The sequence below is a fragment of the Streptomyces sp. NPDC048416 genome (assembly GCF_043200435.1).
In the GTDB taxonomy this organism is placed as follows: Bacteria; Actinomycetota; Actinomycetes; order Streptomycetales; family Streptomycetaceae; genus Streptomyces.
In genome coordinates this window covers 16,235-32,984 of the sequence record NZ_JBICXU010000046.1, presented here as the reverse complement: position 1 = coordinate 32,984, position 16,750 = coordinate 16,235, and the positions used below count along the sequence as shown (strand labels likewise).

At 72.5% G+C, this 16,750-nt stretch carries 13 protein-coding genes; 4 read left to right on the top strand and 9 right to left on the bottom strand.

The genetic code is table 11. The features are described 5' to 3' along the window. Nucleotides 1–87: 87 nt before the first annotated feature. Nucleotides 88–498 (bottom strand): Fur family transcriptional regulator, encoded by a 411-nt coding sequence (locus tag ACGFW5_RS33610; RefSeq protein WP_393838124.1) that lies wholly within the window; start codon nucleotides 496–498, stop codon nucleotides 88–90. A gap of 613 nt (nucleotides 499–1,111) precedes the next feature. On the opposite strand from ACGFW5_RS33610, the gene katG reads away from it, so the two are divergent. From katG to ACGFW5_RS33595, 3 genes are all read left to right on the top strand, one after another. Beyond that, entirely contained in the window at nucleotides 1,112–3,343 is a 2,232-nt protein-coding gene (katG, locus tag ACGFW5_RS33605) for a catalase/peroxidase HPI (RefSeq protein ID WP_393838123.1), read from the top strand. Between the two features lie 702 nt (nucleotides 3,344–4,045). After that, a complete protein-coding gene (locus ACGFW5_RS33600; RefSeq protein ID WP_393838122.1) occupies nucleotides 4,046–4,570 on the top strand; it encodes a regulator component in 525 nt (174 codons plus the stop codon). After that, entirely contained in the window at nucleotides 4,560–5,717 is a 1,158-nt protein-coding gene (locus ACGFW5_RS33595) for an MAB_1171c family putative transporter (protein ID WP_393838121.1), read from the top strand. Before ACGFW5_RS33600 ends, ACGFW5_RS33595 begins: the two co-directional genes overlap by 11 nt. A gap of 16 nt (nucleotides 5,718–5,733) precedes the next feature. Here the strand turns inward: ACGFW5_RS33595 and ACGFW5_RS33590 are convergent, their stop codons facing one another. Both ACGFW5_RS33590 and ACGFW5_RS33585 read right to left on the bottom strand, forming a co-directional pair. Continuing rightward, nucleotides 5,734–6,555: an SDR family NAD(P)-dependent oxidoreductase gene (locus ACGFW5_RS33590; protein ID WP_393838120.1), complete on the bottom strand. Its 822-nt coding sequence runs from the start codon at nucleotides 6,553–6,555 to the stop codon at nucleotides 5,734–5,736. A gap of 184 nt (nucleotides 6,556–6,739) precedes the next feature. Then, nucleotides 6,740–7,759: a 4-hydroxy-3-methylbut-2-enyl diphosphate reductase gene (locus tag ACGFW5_RS33585; protein ID WP_393838119.1), complete on the bottom strand. Its 1,020-nt coding sequence runs from the start codon at nucleotides 7,757–7,759 to the stop codon at nucleotides 6,740–6,742. A gap of 263 nt (nucleotides 7,760–8,022) precedes the next feature. Here ACGFW5_RS33585 and ACGFW5_RS33580 point away from each other — a divergent pair, with 263 nt between their 5' ends. Next, nucleotides 8,023–8,964, top strand: a complete 942-nt coding sequence (locus ACGFW5_RS33580; protein WP_393838118.1) for a tyrosine-protein phosphatase — start codon at nucleotides 8,023–8,025, stop codon at nucleotides 8,962–8,964. A gap of 170 nt (nucleotides 8,965–9,134) precedes the next feature. On the opposite strand, the gene ACGFW5_RS33575 is transcribed toward ACGFW5_RS33580, so the two are convergent. The 6 genes from ACGFW5_RS33575 to ACGFW5_RS33550 all read right to left on the bottom strand — a co-directional run bounded on the left by ACGFW5_RS33575 (nucleotide 9,135) and on the right by ACGFW5_RS33550 (nucleotide 16,750). After that, a complete protein-coding gene (locus ACGFW5_RS33575; RefSeq protein ID WP_393838117.1) occupies nucleotides 9,135–11,561 on the bottom strand; it encodes a PEP/pyruvate-binding domain-containing protein in 2,427 nt (808 codons plus the stop codon). A 162-nt stretch (nucleotides 11,562–11,723) separates the two neighbouring features. Next, entirely contained in the window at nucleotides 11,724–12,461 is a 738-nt protein-coding gene (locus ACGFW5_RS33570; protein ID WP_393838116.1) for a thioesterase II family protein, read from the bottom strand. Beyond that, nucleotides 12,458–14,008 (bottom strand): benzoate-CoA ligase family protein, encoded by a 1,551-nt coding sequence (locus ACGFW5_RS33565; protein WP_393838115.1) that lies wholly within the window; start codon nucleotides 14,006–14,008, stop codon nucleotides 12,458–12,460. The genes ACGFW5_RS33570 and ACGFW5_RS33565 overlap by 4 nt, the downstream gene beginning before the upstream one ends. Beyond that, the gene (locus ACGFW5_RS33560) at nucleotides 14,005–15,219 is read right to left on the bottom strand and encodes a beta-ketoacyl synthase N-terminal-like domain-containing protein (RefSeq protein WP_393838114.1); all 1,215 of its coding nucleotides are present in this window, start codon (nucleotides 15,217–15,219) and stop codon (nucleotides 14,005–14,007) included. The genes ACGFW5_RS33565 and ACGFW5_RS33560 overlap by 4 nt, the downstream gene beginning before the upstream one ends. A gap of 81 nt (nucleotides 15,220–15,300) precedes the next feature. Continuing rightward, nucleotides 15,301–16,518 (bottom strand): beta-ketoacyl-[acyl-carrier-protein] synthase family protein, encoded by a 1,218-nt coding sequence (locus tag ACGFW5_RS33555; RefSeq protein WP_393838113.1) that lies wholly within the window; start codon nucleotides 16,516–16,518, stop codon nucleotides 15,301–15,303. Continuing rightward, nucleotides 16,508–16,750, bottom strand: coding sequence for an acyl carrier protein (locus ACGFW5_RS33550; protein WP_393838112.1), 243 nt, complete (start codon nucleotides 16,748–16,750; stop codon nucleotides 16,508–16,510). Before ACGFW5_RS33550 ends, ACGFW5_RS33555 begins: the two co-directional genes overlap by 11 nt.

Below are 16,750 nucleotides of genomic sequence, written 5' to 3'. Positions count from 1 at the left end.
GATAGCGGAGCTATCGGGGCGTTTCGGCAACGCCGCGAGGTGCCGTGCCAGGCGCCGCACCCCCGGCCATGATCCACCAGACACCCCCTAGGCGCAGGACGGGCACAGACCGCGATAGGTGACCTCGGCCTGGGACAAGGTGAAGCCGAAGCGTTCTTCCGCGGGCAGGTCGGCGAGGCGGTCGCCGGTCGGGTGGACGTCGCGGATGGTCCCGCAGCCGGAGCACACCAGGTGCTGGTGGGGCCGGTGGGCGTTGGGGTCGTAGCGTTTGGCGCGGCCGTCCGTGGAGACCTCCATGACCTCGCCGAGCGCGACCAGTTCGCCCAGCGTGTTGTAGACGGTCGCCCGGGAGATCTCGGGCAGGAGCCGGGCGGCGCGGCCGTGTACCTCGTCGGCCGTCAGATGCACGTGGTCGCCGCTCAGGACCTCCGCTACGACGCGGCGCTGGGACGTCATCCGCCAGCCGCGCCCGCGCAGCCGTTCGACCAGGTCACTCATGCCGGTCCACCTGTCCACGGGTCGGGTTTCGGTTCTTCGGGGGTTCAGAGTTCGGGCGTCGGGGTCGGGGGTCCTGTCGAGGGCGGAGGTCTGCGCGTGCCGAAGAAGGCGAGTACGGGTTTGGTGTTCTTCTTGACTTGGATTAGGTCCATCGTAGGATCGATAACGTAGATAGCCTAGGGACAAGAAGGATCCAGCACACCATCACCGCGACACACCACCAGGAGACGCATACGTGATCGGGGATCGCCGCCGCGATGATGCGGGGGGCAGGCCCGCGGATGTGTGCCGTCCGCGGCGTGCCGACCGCCACCGCCCCGGCGGACGAGCACCCCGCGCACGCCGCGACGTCTTCCCGGGCGCGTGATCATGTGGGCCGTAGTCTCTTCCAAGTCGGGTACGCGGCCCTCCACTTGCCCACCTCGCCGGGTGCGGTTCGCGCCGCGTCCCGGCCCGCCCCGGCCGCCCGTCGCGCCGGGCACGCACCGGCCACGTCCGCCGGTCCTCCTCGATCGGGGAGACCGGGACCTTGCTCTCCGGGGCCGCGTGCCCCGGCCGTCTCACCGCCCGCAGTTCCTGCGCACCGTGATCCACCGAGCCAAGAAGGATTGCCATGTCCGAGAACCCCGATGCAATCGTCACCGACGCCAAAGCGGAAGGCACCGGTGGCTGCCCGGTCGCGCACGAGCGTGCCCCGCACCCCACGCAGGGCGGCGGCAACCGCCAGTGGTGGCCGGAACGGCTCAATGTGAAGATCCTGGCCAAGAACCCGGCCGTGTCCAATCCGCTCGGTGAGGACTTCGACTACGCCGAGGCCTTCAAGTCCCTCGACCTTCCCGCCGTCAAGCGGGACATCGCGGCGCTGCTCACGGACTCGCAGGACTGGTGGCCCGCCGACTTCGGGAACTACGGCCCCCTGATGGTCCGCATGGCGTGGCACAGCGCGGGCACGTACCGCATCAGCGACGGCCGCGGCGGCGCGGGCGCCGGTCAGCAGCGGTTCGCCCCGCTCAACAGCTGGCCGGACAACGTGAGCCTCGACAAGGCGCGCCGGCTGCTGTGGCCGGTGAAGAAGAAGTACGGCAAGAGCATCTCGTGGGCCGACCTGCTGGTCCTCACCGGCAATGTGGCCCTGGAGACGATGGGCTTCAAGACCTTCGGTTTCGGTGGCGGCCGCGCGGACGTGTGGGAGCCCGACGAGGACGTGTACTGGGGTCCCGAGACCAACTGGCTCGACGACAAGCGCTACACCGGCGACCGCGAGCTGGAGACCCCGCTCGGCGCGGTCCAGATGGGCCTGATCTACGTCAACCCCGAGGGCCCCAACGGCACCCCCGACCCGATCGCCGCCGCGCGTGACATCCGCGAGACGTTCCACCGGATGGCGATGAACGACGAGGAGACCGTCGCGCTGATCGCGGGCGGCCACACCTTCGGCAAGACCCACGGCGCCGGTCCCTCCGAGGCGGTGGGCAACGACCCCGAGGCCGCCTCCCTTGAGCAGCAGGGCCTGGGCTGGAGGAACACCCACGGCACCGGTGTCGGCCCCGACGCCATCACCAGCGGCCTCGAAGGCATCTGGACGAACACGCCGACCGCGTGGGACAACAGCTTCTTCGAGATCCTCTTCGGCTACGGGTGGGAGCTGTTCAAGAGCCCCGCCGGCGCGCACCAGTGGCGGCCGAAGGACGGCGCCGGGTCGGACACCGTGCCGGACGCCTTCGACGCGTCCAGGAAGCACGCTCCGACGATGCTGACGACCGACCTCGCGCTCCGGCTCGACCCGGCGTACGAGCAGATCTCGCGGCGCTTCCTGAACGACCCCGAGGCCTTCGCGGACGCCTTCGCCCGCGCCTGGTTCAAGCTGACCCACCGCGACATGGGTCCCGTGGTGCGCTACCTCGGCCCGGAGGTGCCGACCGAGGAGCTGCTGTGGCAGGACCCGTTGCCGGCGCGGACGTACGAGCTCGTCGACGCCCAGGACGTGGCGTCCCTCAAGGAGAAGGTCCTCGCCTCGGGCCTCACGGTGTCGCAGCTCGTGTCGACCGCATGGGCCTCGGCCTCCTCGTTCCGCGGCAGTGACAAGCGCGGTGGCGCCAACGGAGCGCGCGTGCGTCTCCAGCCGCAGATCGGCTGGGAGGTCAACGAGCCGGACGAGCTGGCGGCGGTCCTGCGCACCCTCGAAGGCATCCGGACGTCCTTCAACTCGGCGCAGAGCGGCGGCAAGCAGATCTCGCTCGCCGACCTGATCGTGCTGGCCGGTGCGGCGGGCGTCGAGAAGGCCGCGCAGGACGGCGGCACGGCCGTCGAGGTCCCGTTCACGCCGGGCCGGGTCGACGCCTCGCAGGAGCAGACGGACGTGGAGTCCTTCGCCGCGCTTGAGCCGACGGCCGACGGCTTCCGCAACTACCTCGGCAAGGGCAACCGCCTTCCCGCCGAGTACCTGCTGCTCGACCGGGCCAACCTGCTGACGCTGAGCGCGCCCGAGCTGACGGTCCTCGTCGGTGGCCTGCGCGTCCTGGGCGCCAACCACCAGCAGTCCGCGCACGGCGTCTTCACCGAGCACCCGGGCTCGCTCACCAACGACTTCTTCGTCAACCTGCTCGACCTGGGCACGACATGGAAGTCGACGTCGTCGGACGAGTCCGCCTTCGAGGGCCGTGACGCGGCCACCGGCGACGTCAAGTGGACGGGCACCCGCGCCGACCTGGTCTTCGGCTCCAACTCCGAGCTGCGCGCGGTCGCGGAGGTCTACGCGTGCGACGACGCGAAGGAGAAGTTCGTGCACGACTTCGTCGCGGCGTGGGACAAGGTCATGAACCTGGACCGGTTCGACCTCGTCTGATGCGACGCGCCTGACGCGCCCGGCGTACCTGCCGGGCGCGTACGGGCCGCACCGGCGCACCCGCACAGACCGCCGCCCGCTCCCGAACGACACCTCGGGGGCGGGCGGCGGCCTGTGTGGGGCGCCGGGCCGCCGGGCCGGGGCGGTTCGGCGCACCGGATGCCGTACCACCGGCGCGGACCCGTACCACCGGCGTGCTCCTGGCGGGTCCCGACACGCCCCGCAGGGCCCGGGCGCCCCGGGAGCCGACGGCGCATTTGCGCCAAACAGCAGCGGGAGGCGGGGCTCGAACGTCCGGGATCGCGGACGGCTCATTAGTCTGGGGTGGCATGGAATCGGTCAGGGCCGGAACGCGGTCCCTGGGCACGGGGGTTGGAGACATGAGCGCGAACGCCACGGCGGGGAGCGACGCGCCGCGTCCGCTCTCCTTGGTCCGACCGCGCGAAGGCGCCCCCGGCGCCGGCCACCGGAGCCCCCGGGCGCCCGGTCACCAAGCCGCCGGGCGGCCGCGGCGGAGCGCCGCGCGCGGTGTGGCGGGCCGCCGCCGAGGCGGCTGCCCGGCTCCGCGGGACTCGGCCCCGCGCCCCGTGTCGTGAGCGGCCCGGCGCATCCGAGAGAGCCCCGAGAGACCCGCTTGTGCACGTGGAGAGCGCCCTTGTGGCGTACTGTCCCCCGGCGATCGTGGAAGGTGGCGGAGAACCAGTGCGGACAATCGGCGCATACGAGGAGTTGCAGCGCAGGTGCATCGCGATGCTGCGTGATCTCGGCGTGGAGCGGTCCCTGCCCTTCGATGCGGTCCGCGCGCGGGTGGAAGAGCTCAGGGGCCGGCCGCTGGTCCTGCGGGAACTGCCCAAGGAGGCCGCGCTGAGCGGGGTGTGCGGGCTGTGGCTCGGCACCGACGCCGCCGACTACATCTTCTACGAGGCCAGGACCGCGCCCCTGCACCGGGAGCACATCATCCTGCACGAGATCGGCCATGTCCTGTGCGATCACCGTCGGGACATCGCCGCAAGGGCCGAGGGCCTGGCGGCCGGTCCGCTGCCGGACGACCTCCAGCCGCAGCTCGTCAAGCGCCTGATGGCGCGCAGCAGTTACACCAGCAGTGAGGAGCAGGAAGCGGAGATGATCGCCAGCCTGATTCAGAGCGCCGGGAAGCCCAGCCGGCCGGCTGGTCCCCTGGGGCGGCTCGGCGCCTTTTTGGGGTTGGCGGCCGACGGTGCTGAGTGAGGCGGAGGACGTCGTCGGCCTCGGCAGCATCTTCGTGCTGTGGGCCGCCCTGATGTGGAGGGCGGCGCCGGCCCTTCGCCGCCCCGCCCAGCGGGGACTGTGGCTCACCGTCCTCGCCGCGACCATCGCCATCACCCTGTTCCAGCCCAGCGTCGTGACATGGCTCATCACCGACGGGGCGACGGCGCACCTGGTGTCGCTGACCCGCAACGTGCTCGGCGTCCTGAGTGCCGGGCTCGTTCTGCTGTTCGTCGTCGACTCGACGCGTTCGCGGCGGCTTCAGACCACGGTGATCGCGGGCCTCGCGCTGGCGATGGGGTCGCTGCTGGTGCTCGACCGGTTCGGGATCGAGCAGTCGGGTTCGCAGACGGCTCTCCAGGGGCCCGCCGACCCGTCGACCCTGTACTGGCTCATTCTCGTCGTTTCCCATCTGATCGGCGACGCCGTCGCCGTCGTCGTCTGCTGGGACTACAGCCGGCGCGCCGACGACCGTGATCTCGTCTGGTCGCTGCGGCTGTTCGCGGCGGGAAGCGTGCTGGCCATCGTGTTCTGGAGCGGCTACCTCCTCAACCTGTGCTTCCACACCGCCGGCACCCTGCCCTACCTGTCGCTGGTCATCAGCGTCCACGGCCTGTTCCGTGCGGCCTCGCTGCTGGTGCCCACCGCGACCGCCATCGCGCGGTCGACGTCGGCGCTGCGCACCACCTGGCGGCTGTGGCCGCTGTGGCGCGATCTGGTGGTCGCGGTGCCCCAGGTGACGCTGACCCGGCCGCAGCGCTCGCGGATCCAGGACGTGCTGCGGCCGCGTTCGCCGCTCGCGTTGCAGGCACACCGCCAGACCATCGAGACGTACGACGCGATGCTGGAGCTCCAGCAGTACGTCAGGCCCGACGCGTACGAGCAGGCGCTGCTGCGGGCGCGGCGCGCGGGGATGTACGGCGACCGGCTCGCGGCGGCCGCGCTCGCCGGGGCGCTGGACCAGGCGAGGCGGGCCAAGCTCGGCGGCGAACCGCCGTCCGTGCCGTGCCCGCTGCCCGGGGTCGACCGGGGCAGCACGGTGACCTTGCTCGCGATCGCGCGGATGTGGCCGTCGGTGTCGGGTCCTGCGCCGGGCGGGGCGGGGCTGCTGCGGGCGTCGCGGCACTGATGCGCGCCGCGGCGGGTCAGACGTCCGCTGCGTCGCGCGGCGTGATCCGGAAGTCGAACGCGAGGGTCCCGGGGTCGAGGGCGGTCGCTCCGCCGTCGACGGTGAGCACCGCGCCGTTGACGAAGGAGGCCGCCGGGGACAGCAGGAAGGCGATCGCCTCGGCCACTTCGCGCGGGTCGGCCGGGCGGCCCATGGGCAGCAGCCGGGTGGCCTCGGTGTAGGCGCTCTCCATGCCGCCGTCGTCGAGGCCCGCCTCCTGGGCGAACCGGGTCATGCGCCGGTCGGCCATCTCGCTCCGCACCCAGCTGGGGCACACCGTGTTGGAGCGCACCCCCCGGTCCCCGTAGTCGACGGCGACGGAGCGGGCCAGTTGCAGCAGTGCGGACTTGGAGACGGCGTACGGTGCGTTGCCGCGGCCGTTGCGCAGCGCGGAGACCGAGGCGACGGCGACGACGGCGCCGCGCGCCTCGACCAGGTGCGGCATGGCGGCGCGCAGCAGGAGCAGTGGGCCTGTGAGGTTGGTGCGCATCACCTCGTCCCAGTCCTCCATCGACAGGGCGCCGACCGTTCCGCCGCGTCCGATGCCCGCGTTGAGCACGATGCCGTCGAGGCGGCCATGGGTGTCGAGGGCGGCGCGGACGAGGCTGTCGGCGGCTTCGGGGGTGCCCACGTCGCAGGGGTGGGCGAGGGCTCCGGTCTCCTTTTCGAGGCGCCGCAACGGTTCGGGGCGCCGTCCCGCGGCGATCACGGCGTGGCCGCCCTCGCGCAGCAGCCGGGCGGTGGCCTCCCCGATGCCGGAACCGGCGCCGGTCACGATGACAACTCGTTTGTCGCTCACAGCGGTCCTGCCTTCATGTCGGCGTGTACGACGAATCCGTTCGCATCGTAGATCGCGCCGCGGAGCCGGTAGTTGATCTTGAGTCAGGGTGGCTCGTTCTGTCGGTCACCGGCGCGGCCCCTTCCAGGGCGCTGCCCGGCGACCGGGGCGGGACCGCTGTCGCGCCGGGTGGCGGCCGGGCGGGTCAGTGCCGCTCTTCGGCCAGCGGGGTGCTCGGGACGCGCCCGGTGACGGGGTCCGCGAGCCGTGCGGGCATGGTGAAGACGATGTCCTCGGCGGCTCCGCGCACCACGTCGACCGTGCCGTATCCCAACTCGGCGAGCCTTGCCACGAGTTCGCGGACGAGGAGTTCGGGCGCGCTGGCCCCGGAGCTGATGCCGACGGATGTGACGCCGCGCAGGACGTTCTCGTCCAGGTGGCTCACATCGGGCACCAGGTGGGCGCGGGCGCCGTGGTCGCGGGCCACTTCGACCATGCGGATCGAATTGCTGGAATTGGCGGAACCGACGACGAGTACCAGCTCGTTGGCGCGGGCCAGTTCTTTGACGGCGTTCTGCCGGTTCTGGCTGGCGTAGCAGATGTCGTCGCCGTGCGGGCCCACGATGTGGGGGAACCGCCGTTTGAGGGCGTCCACGACCTTGGCGGTCTCGTCGAGCGACAGGGTGGTCTGGGTCAGATAGGCCACGGGGGCGTCGTCCGCCAGATCCAGCAGAGCGACATCCCGCGCCGTCTCCACGATCAGGGTCCGCTCGGGTGCCTCGCCGAGGGTGCCCTCGACTTCCTCGTGGCCGGCGTGGCCCACCAGCACGATCGTGAAGCCGTCCCGGGCGTAACGGACGGCTTCCTGGTGCACCTTGGCGACCAGGGGGCAGGTGGCGTCGATGACTTCGAGGCGGCGGTCCGCCGCGGCGTCGCGTACGGCGGGTGAGACACCATGTGCGGAGAACACACACACCGCGCCCTCGGGCACCTCCTCCTCGGTGTCGACGAACACCGCGCCGCGCTTGGCGAGTTCCCCGACCACATGGTGGTTGTGCACGATCTCCTTGCGCACATAGACGGGCGCGCCATGGAGGTCGAGGGCGCGTTCCACGATGCCGATGGCCCGGCGCACCCCGGCGCAGAATCCGCGCGGCTCGGCCAGGACGATCCGTCCGGGTCCGGTCCGCTGCCCGGAAGTTGTCTGCGCCTGCTCGGATCCCATCAAGAAATCTCCCCCTGCCGCGCCTTGCGGTTTCTGCGTCCGGAACACACACGATCGAGCGTGCAGGATAGGCCGGAGAGCGATCTCCCACACCTTTGTGCAAAAGGGGTGAGCAACCGCGGACATTCCTCAGTTGGCACGGTGCACAGCGGATACCGGTCCCTCTTGTCCCGAAAGGCATGTTCGGGAGAAGGTCCCCCACAACAAGCCACGCGGATGCGGTTTTCGCCACCCGGTCCGCATTTCCTCAAGGACGATCATTCATGGAACAGACCATCCGGCACAGCAGACGAAGAAAGCTCCGTCTTGCCTCCGCGACCTCCGCTGCGACCACCGCCCTGGCCCTGGCGGCCGTCCTCGCGGGCACCGCCTCACCGGCCGCGGCGGCGCCGCCAACCGCTCCCGCGCATCAACTCCTGGCCCCGAGCGCTTCGGTGGCCGTGGAGGGGGTGCTGAACTTCCGTGACGTCGGCGGTCCTGCGACGGCCTACGGTCCGCGCATCCGCACCGGGGTGGTCTACCGCTCGGGCTCGCTCAACTCCATCACGGACGCGGGGGTCGCCACCCTGGCCCGGCTGGGCGTCACCAAGGTCATCGACTTCCGCAGCGCGAAGGAACTCGAATCCGGCCAGGACCGGCTGCCGGCCGGCGCGAGCCTGGCCTCCTATCCCATCGTCGCGAACAGCCAGGTCGAGTCCATGGACATGGTGCTGCGGCTGTCGGCTCAGGAGCAGCAGGACCTGCTGGGCGACGGCAGGGCCCGGGACATGATGATCAAGTCGGCGCGGGAGTTCGTCTCCGTGCCCGAAAAGCGCGCCCAGTTCGCCAAGGCGCTGCACGACATCGCGCTCGCGCCCCGCGGCACCGCCGTGGTCCTGCACTGTTCCGGCGGCCGTGACCGCACCGGCTGGATGGCCGCGATCGTGCAGAGCATCCTCGGCGCTTCGCAGAATGACGTCTACGCCGAGTACATGCGCTCCAACGACGAGCTCGCCGCGTGGAAGGCGTCCGTCCTTCGGGCGCTCCAGGCCGCCCACATGCAGGACCCGCACCTGGTCGACGCCTTCCTCGACGTCGACGCGGCCTATCTGCAAGCCTCGTTCGACGAGGCGGTCAAGGAGTACGGCTCCTTCAACGCCTTCGTCCGCTACGGGCTCGGGCTCGACCACACCACGCTGGTACAGCTCCGCTCGCGCCTGCTGTGATCCCCTGACTGTCCGGCCCGCCCCGCTCCCACGGGGCGGGCTTTTCGGCGTACCGGGGGGTGGTGGTACCGGGAGGGGCCGGTACGACGAGGCGCCCCGCCGCACCGGGGACGCCGGTGGGGGCGGGGCACCTCGTGAGGGGTGGCGGGGCCTGTCGCCCCGCCCGGCGGCTACTTTTCCAGGATCTCGACGGTCCCGGTGACGCCGTCGACGGTGACCAGCATGCCGTCGGCCAGGATCTCGGTGGCGTTGCCGGTGGCGAGCGTCGCGGGAATGCCGTACTCCCGGGCGATGATCGCGGCGTGCGAGAGGGCACCGCCGGTGTCCGTCACGAGCGCGCCGATGCTCGGGAAGACCACGGACCAGACCGGCGAGGTGATCGGACAGACCAGGACGTCACCGGCCCTGATCTTGTCGAACTCGCTCTCGCTGAGGACGACACGGACCGGGCCCGTGTAGCGGCCGGCGGAGCCGGGCACGCCGGTCACCCTGCCGCTGTCGCCCTGCTGCGGCGCGGGGGCCGCGCCGGCCATGTGCATCAGCGTCCACTGGAAGGCGCCCATGGTCTCGCGCACCTCGGCCGGCAACTGGTCCATGGAGGGCGGAGGGCCGGGGCGCTCGCCGTAGCTGTCCGGGCCCGGGTTCTCCAGCGCCCAGCGGTGCTCGCCGCGGCGCCGGGTGACGAGCTCGCGCCGGTCGGCGCCCTCGGTGAAGGCGTCGAGGGCTTCGGAGGCCGTGAGGAAGAAGACGTGCTCGGGGCGGTCGAGCCGGCCGCGGTCCACCAGACGGCCCGCCAGTTCCAGCATCGCCCAGCGCAGCAGCGCGTTGGGTGCGCTGACGGTCCAGTACTCGTTGTCCTCGCGTACGGGATAGGCGTGCTCGGCGCCGGTGAGGAGTTCGGCGAAGCGGGCCTGTTCGGGCCGGCCGGCCAGCGCCTCGTGGGCGGCGGCGACGGCACGCAGCCGCGCCTCGGCGGCCGGCTCGCCGGCCTGGCCCTTGTCGGTGTTCTGCGCCAGCTGGTCGCGCAGCAGGGAGAGGATCAGCTCGGGGCGTTCCCCCAGGGCCGGCTGCGCCACCTCGTACTGCAACGCACGGCAGCCGTAGGCGGCGCGGTAGCGCTCGAAGTCCGAGGCGAACCGCTCGTCCTGTTCCAGGGCGGCGCTCAGCGCGGTGAGGGTGGGCGCGGTCGAGCCGAGCGCCTTCGCCGCGGTGGTGGCCAGCTCGGCCAGGGCCAGCGCGGGGCCGGTGCTTTCGGTGGACAGGCCCGCCAGGAGCTCGAAGGGCTTGCTCTGCTCCCAGCCCAGCACGTTGGTCACATGCAGCCCGAACCGGCCCAGCGCGATGGACACCGCGCCCAGCAGCCGGAAGTGCACCTCGGTGCCCTCGCGGTGCAGGGCGAGGACGTCCCGTACATGGGTGGCCAGTTCCGCGTCCGGCAGCGCGGCCGGCTCGGGCTTGCCCAGCGCCGCGATGCGTTCCGCGAAGCGGGCCCGGTCGCTGTGCAGCCACTCGTCGATCGCCTGGGCCGCCCGGTCGCTGCGGCTGGCCTCCACGCAGGCGCCGATGCGGGCCGGCACCTCCGCGGGGGACAGCGGCACCGTGCCCATGTAGCGCCAGCCTCCGATGGTCTCGAAGGCCATGCCCTTGAGCAGCAGCCCGAACTCGGCGCACACGTCGCGCAGCACGGCGTTGTTGTAGTCGAGCAGGTCGCGGGTCATGGGCAGCAGCGGCAGCGGGGCGTGGGTGCTGTCCTTGGCCCAGAAGCCGCGCGGCGGGTCGATGTCCACGGGCACGGCTGTCGCGGGGGCCTCGGCCATGGCGGTGATCGGCCGGGCCTGGAGCAGGAAGAGGTTTCCGTGCGCGCGGGCCCATTCGATGTCGGTCGGGCCACCCATGACCTCGGCCACGCGCTCGGCCAACGCGGCGATCTCGGCCGCCTGTTCGGCGGTGACGGCTCCGTGCCGCCCGGCCGTGTTGACGGGTGCGCCCGCGCCGCCCGCCGGGACGGTCCAGTCGTCCGGGGAGACCTCGCCCGACACGAGCTGTTCGCCCAGGCCCTTGACGGCGCTGACGAGGACTTCGTCGCGGGCGCCGGTGACGGGGTTGACGGTGAAGGCCACGCCGGCGCTCTCGGCGGGCACCATCTCCTGGACGAGGACGGCCAGCGGGGCGTCGTCCTCGGCGCCCGCGCCGGCGCGGTAGCTGCGCACGACATCGGTGAACGCGGAGGCCCAGCAGGCCCGCAGCGCCTCGTCGAGCGCGTCGGCGCCCTCGACGTCGAGGATCGTGGAGTACTGCCCGGCGTGCGAGGCGTTGTCGCCGTCCTCGTCGATGCCCGACGAGCGCACCGCCAGCGGCCCGCTCAGCCGGCCGGCGACCTCCTCGACCACCGCGCGGATCTCGGCGTCCAGGGCGCGGGCCGCGACGCTGTCACTGGTCGGCGTCCCCACGGCCGCCACATGGCGCAGCATCGCCCGTGCGGTGAAGACACACCCGTCGGGAACGGGGAAGCCGGCGTCCTTCATGCGGGCGAGCACGGCTGCCTTCGCGCCGACTTCGCCGCGGTCCATGGCCTTCGGGTCGTTTAAAGCGACCATGAGCGGTTCTGCGTGAGCGTCGTGGGTCATTGGCTTCTCCTCGTCAGGCGGGCATGCGGGCAGGCGGACGGACGGGCAGGCGCGCTCGGTCCGCCGCCGCGCGGTGCGGGCCGTCGCAGCTTACAAACTTGATCTCTGGCGTAAAGAGCGGGTTTTGCACACTCACCCGGCCCGTCCGGTCGCGGCGCCCGCCGTGAGCTCGGCGCCGATGGCGCGCAAGGCGTCGGCGGTGTGCGCCGGTTGTTCCAGTACGTACATGTGGCCGCCCTCCACGAACCGGTTGGAGCGGGGCTGAAGGCACTGTGCCAGCTCCGCCAGGGCGGCCGGTGTGCTCGCCAAGTCCTGGTGCCCGCCCAGGAGATGGACCGGAGCGCGCAGGGGGTGCGGCTGCCAGCCGCGGCCGCCGAGGATCGCGAGGTCGGCGCGCAGATCGGGCAGCAGGAACCGCAGGGCCAGGTCTTCGGACGCGCCGAGGTCGGGCAAGATGCCCGATGCCGTCGTCGCCGCGAACAACTCCTTGTCGTCCAGGGCGAGGAGGTGGCCGGTGGCGCTGTGCGGCGCGGGGGGTGCGGACAGCACCACGTGCAGGTTCTGCGGCCATTCGTCGGCCCGCAGCTGGACCATGCGGTGGGCGACGGCCGCGCCCAGGCTGTGCCCGAACACGAGACCCGGGCCGCGCAGGTCCGCCGCCAGCAGGCCGAGGTAGAAGTGGGCCAGCGCGTCGAGCCCGCTCTCGGCGCCGGCGAAGCCCGTGGGGGGCTGTACGGCGGTGACGTTCCAGTCGGGGATGTGCCTGGCCAGCCGGACGAAGGACCGTGCCGAACCGCCCGCGAAGGGCAGGCAGATCAGGTTGAACGCATGGCCTTCTCGCAGCACGACTCGCTCGGGTCCGGCTCTCATCGCTGTCGTTCCATTTCTCGTTCGCGGCTCAGGAAACGGGCCGTCTTTCCCGTGGAGGTGGTGGGAATCGCGTCCACCAGGCGGATGGTCCGCGGCCGTTTGTACGGCGGCAGGGTGCGCCTCAGTGCGGCGAGCACCTGCCCGCGCAGTTCGTCACCGGCTCCCGGGGCGGGCACGATGTGGGCGACGATGCGGGTGACGTCGTCCTCGTCGGGCACGCCGATCACGGTGCACACTTGGACTCCGGGCACGGCGTGGATGGCGTCCTCGATCTCCGTCGGGGCGATCTTCATGCCGGCGACGTTGAGGATGCTGTCGCTGCGTCCCAGGTAGATCCAGCCCTGTTCGGCGTCCAGGATCATCGTGTCGTTGGTGTGGACCCAGCCGTCGCGGAAGGTTTCGCCGCTGAGCCCGGGGCGGCCCCAGTAGTGGTCGCCCACGCTGGCGCCGCGCACCCGTAGGTGTCCGGCCTCGCCGACGCCGAGCACCCGGCCCGCGTCGTCGACCACTTGGGCCTCGAAGCCCGGGACGGGCAGGCCGGTGGTGCCGGGCGCGGAGACTCCGGGTTCGGTCGCCAGGAAGATGTGCAGGCACTCGGTGGCGCCCAGACCGTTGATCACGGTGAGGCCGAACTCGCCGGCCAGCCGCCTGCCGAGGTTGGCCCCCAGGTGTTCGCCGGCCGAGACGGCCAGGCGTACGGAGGAGAAGTCGAGGCGGTCGGCGGCGTCCGGCAGGGCGAGCATCGCTGCGTAGAGCGTCGGGACGCCGAACAGGAGCGTCGGGCGGGTCCGCTCCAGAAGGCTCGCCACGGCGGACGGTTCGGCCCGGCCGCCGAACAGCACCACGCTCGCCCCGATGGAGAAGGGCAGCAGCAGCGAGTTGCCGAAGCCGTAGCCGAAGGCGAGCTTCGCGGTCGAAAGGAAGCGGTCCTCGCGCGTGATGCCCAGCCGTCCTCCCAGGCCGTCGGGGAACGCCAGCAGGCCGCGGTGGAGGTGGACGACGCCCTTGGGGCGGCCCGTGCTGCCCGAGGTGTACTGGATGAGTGCGGGGTCCTCACCCGCGCGCGGCGCCACTTCTTCCAGGGGCGCCGCCCGCCGCACCTCGTCGGTCAGCCAGCGGACCGGGGCGGCGCCCGGCGCACGGCTCCACAGGAGGGTGTCGGGAAAGCGCTCGGCGTACTCGCGTGCCGGCGCTTCGGTGATCGTCTCCGCCACGACCGCGCGGGCGCCGCTGTCGGCGACCACGTACCGCTGCTCGTCGATCGTCAGCAGGGGGCTCACCGGCACGGGGACCGCGCCGATCCGCAGGGCTGCCAGGATGACCGCGACGGCGTCGGCGCCGTCGTCGAGCACCGTCACGACACGGTCGCCCGCATTGATGCCTGCCTGCGTGAACACGCGCGCCATCCGGCAGACCAGGGCGTGCAGTTGACGGTACGTCAGCTCACCGTGGTCGTCGATGACGCAGAGGGCGTCGGCCGTGTCCAGGGTCAGATGGCGGTCCAGGTACCACCAGGCCGCGTTGGTCCGCACACTGTCTCCTCTCATGCCGCCGCCTCCTGCGACGACTCCGGGCCGCGCACCACGACGGCCGTTGCCCTGCCCGCCGGGTCCACGCTCAGGCACAGGGCGAGCGTTCCCGTCGGCGCCACCGGCCATGGGCGGGGTCCCGCGGCCGGTGGCACGATCCGGCGCGTCAGCGCCTCCACGGCGACGGCCACGGCGATGACACCGTCGGCGCCGCCGGCGCGTCCGGTCGTCGCCGTGGCGCAGCACACCGGCAGGCCGGGGCCGAACACGGCTGCCAGGGCGGCGAGTTCGGCGGCCCTGGCCTCTCCCTGGTCAGCGGTCGTGATGACGGCCAGTCCCACATCGGCGGGTGTCCGGCCCGCCTGGCCGAGCGCCGCGCGGACGGCTTCCTCGGCGGCGCCCGCCAGTTCGGGCGTCGGCTGCGGGCCGGTGGGCGCGGCCGTGGGGGCCGCGGCTGCCTGGCCGGTGCCCAGGATGCGGGCCAGCACACGCTCGTCGTCGCATGCCGCGCCCTCAAGGACGAGTACGGCCGCGGCCTCTCCCCTGGGGACGGCGGCACCCGGCCCGGCGCCGTGGGCGGCTCCTGCCGTGCCGGGCGCGGCGCCGGGCTCGCCCGCGTCCGCGACGGAGAGGGTGTCGAGTCCGGCGGCGAGGACCGTGTCGCAGATGCCGTCGTCCACCTGCTGGACGCCGGTGACCACGGCGTCCAGGCCGGCGGTCGCCCCGCAGGACAGGGTCAGGTTCGGGCCGCGCGCGTCCAGGTGGATGGAGAGCTGGGCGGCCGGCGCGTTGTAGCCGGCCTGCGGGCCCCATACGGGGTTGACCGGTCCCGCGGACGCGCCGTCGAAGGCGTCGTGGATCGCGAGGTATTCGTTGCGGCCCGCGTACAGGGTGCCGAGGACCACCCCGGTGCGCTCGGCGGCCGCCCCGGCGGCGCGTGCCACTCCCGTGGTGTGGGCCGCGTACACCAGGAGCCGGCTGTCGCGGCCGAACGAACGGGCCGCGCGCGCCCCGACCACGTCGGTGAGGTCGAGCGGGTCCCGCACATGCGCCGCGAACACCTCGCGGCCGTGGCCCCGGTCCTGCCCGCCGGGCCCGTGCGGCAGCGCGTTGGCGACGAGCGGGATCTGCCTGCCGGTGAAGGGACGGCGTTCGTTCAGCATGTCGTCGAAGAGAGCCGCCACCGATGTTCCGGCAGCCGTCACCGCACCCACTGCGGTGACGGCCACGCCGGTTTCCGGAGGTGGCAGGTTCGGGGTAGGCACATCAGTCCTTGGGGTGTGAGAGGGGCACGGGCCGGGCGGCGGGCGTCAGTCGGGGTAGCGGCCGAAAACGACGGTCGAGGTGTTCCCGCCGAAGCCGAAGGCGTTGCTGAGCGCGACCCGTACGGGCATGTCGCGGGCGGCGCCGCCGACCAGGTCGAGCCCGGCGCAGCTGTCGTCGGCCTCCCGCAGCGTCGGGTTGCCCGGCACGCGGCCGCGCTGGATGGCCAGGACACAGGCGATGGCCTCCAGCAGGCTTGCGCCGCCCTGGGAGTGGCCGAGCATCCCCTTGATGGAGGAGACCGCGGGCCGCCCGCCGCGCGGGCCGAAGTACTGCGCGAGGCAGGCCGCCTCCAGGGCGTCGTTGGCGGGGGTGCCGGTGCCGTGGGCGCTGACGTAGTCCACGTCGCTGGCGGCGATGCCGGCCTGGTCGAGGCTGTCGCGCATGCAGTGGAGCATGCCGAGGCCCTGGGGGTGGGGGGCGGTCATGTGGTGGGCGTCGGCGGCCACCGCGTAGCCCCGCAGCTCCGCGAGGACGGTGGCGCCGCGGGCCACCGCGTGCTCAAGGGATTCCAGGATCACGACGGCGCCGGCTTCCGACGGCATCATCCCGCGGCGGTCGCGGTCGAAGGGACGCACCTGGTCGGGGGCGAGCGCGCGCAGCGCGGTGAACAGCTGGAAGACGGCCTGCGACAGCTCGTCCACACCGGCGGCGGCCATCGCGTCGGCCCGGCCCGCACGGATGTGGCCGGCGGCCGCCGCGATGGCGGTGTTGCCGGCCGCGCAGCCCGCGGCGACCACCTGCCGGGGGCCCCTGAGACCGAACTCGGCGGCGGGGACGTCCGCGAGCAGCTGGGGCGTGTCCCAGGAACGGTCCGCTTCGAGGGCGCGCCCCTGACGGCGCAGCTCCTCCAGGTGCGGCCGGGTCCCCATGACCGTGCCCACCACGATGCCCACCCGCCGCGGGACGGCGGCGTGGGACAGCTTGGCGTCGCCCATGGCCTGTGCGAGCGAGTGGCTGACGTAGCGCACGGAGCGGGGTGTGCCGCGCCCGTCGGGCGCCGTCGGCGCCGTCAGGACGGTGTCGGCGACCTCGGCGGCCCGGTGGGTGGGGAAGGCGTCGGTGGGGAAACGGGTGAGGGGGCCGGTCGCCACCTTCCCGGTGGTGAGGTGGTGCCAGAAGGTGTCGACATCACTGCCCAGGGGGGAGGCGAGGCCCATGCCGGTCACCACGACGCGTGGCCGGCCCCGGTGGTCACGAAACATTCAGGGCCACCCCTTGGACGAGGGCGTCGACCGTGTCGCCGGCCGCGGCCTGCTCATTGGTGAGCCGGCAGCCGAAGCGGCTCTCCACGTACGCGATGACTTCGAGCTTCTGCAGCGAGTCGCCACCGAGGTCGTCGTAGAAGTGGGCGCCCGGCGGTACGTGCTCCGCGGGCAGGCTCAGGACGCTCGCGACGATCTCCCGCACACCGGACCTGATGTCTGACTCGTTCAT

Bases quoted from the DNA above. Each gene is read 5' to 3' on its own strand.
- ACGFW5_RS33585 (WP_393838119.1), bottom strand. From the start codon at position 7,759: ATGGGATCCGAGCAGGCGCAGACAACTTCCGGGCAGCGGACCGGACCC.
- katG (WP_393838123.1), top strand. From the start codon at position 1,112: ATGTCCGAGAACCCCGATGCAATCGTCACCGACGCCAAAGCGGAAGGC.
- ACGFW5_RS33580 (WP_393838118.1), top strand. From the start codon at position 8,023: ATGGAACAGACCATCCGGCACAGCAGACGAAGAAAGCTCCGTCTTGCC.
- ACGFW5_RS33570 (WP_393838116.1), bottom strand. From the start codon at position 12,461: ATGAGAGCCGGACCCGAGCGAGTCGTGCTGCGAGAAGGCCATGCGTTC.
- ACGFW5_RS33575 (WP_393838117.1), bottom strand. From the start codon at position 11,561: ATGGTCGCTTTAAACGACCCGAAGGCCATGGACCGCGGCGAAGTCGGC.
- ACGFW5_RS33610 (WP_393838124.1), bottom strand. From the start codon at position 498: ATGAGTGACCTGGTCGAACGGCTGCGCGGGCGCGGCTGGCGGATGACG.
- ACGFW5_RS33550 (WP_393838112.1), bottom strand. From the start codon at position 16,750: ATGAACGAGTCAGACATCAGGTCCGGTGTGCGGGAGATCGTCGCGAGC.
- ACGFW5_RS33555 (WP_393838113.1), bottom strand. From the start codon at position 16,518: ATGTTTCGTGACCACCGGGGCCGGCCACGCGTCGTGGTGACCGGCATG.
- ACGFW5_RS33565 (WP_393838115.1), bottom strand. From the start codon at position 14,008: ATGAGAGGAGACAGTGTGCGGACCAACGCGGCCTGGTGGTACCTGGAC.